The sequence below is a fragment of the Pseudoalteromonas sp. SG45-1 genome, assembly GCF_014164135.1.
GTDB classification, from domain to species: domain Bacteria; phylum Pseudomonadota; class Gammaproteobacteria; order Enterobacterales; family Alteromonadaceae; genus Pseudoalteromonas; species Pseudoalteromonas distincta.
The window spans coordinates 1-352 of sequence record NZ_JACJEP010000079.1; the positions used below are offsets into that span (position 1 = coordinate 1).

Below are 352 nucleotides of genomic sequence, written 5' to 3' on the forward strand. Positions count from 1 at the left end.
CTACGATAGTTGCTACAACACCAGCACCTACAGTACGACCACCTTCACGGATAGCAAAACGAAGACCTTCATCCATCGCGATTGGTGCGATTAGAGTTACTGTCATCTTGATGTTATCACCAGGCATTACCATTTCTACGCCTTCTGGTAACTGTACGTCACCAGTTACGTCAGTTGTACGGAAGTAGAACTGTGGACGGTAACCTTTGAAGAATGGAGTATGACGACCACCTTCATCTTTAGAAAGTACGTATACTTCTGAAGTGAATGTAGTATGTGGGTTGATTGAACCAGGCTTAGCTAGTACTTGACCACGTTCAACGTCTTCACGCTTAGTACCACGTAGAAGTGC

At 44.9% G+C, this 352-nt stretch carries 1 protein-coding gene; it reads right to left on the reverse strand.

The genetic code is table 11. From position 1 onward, the window contains the following. Positions 1–352: elongation factor Tu (locus tag H5117_RS20450; RefSeq protein WP_182739028.1), on the reverse strand; the 352-nt coding region annotated here is incomplete at both ends.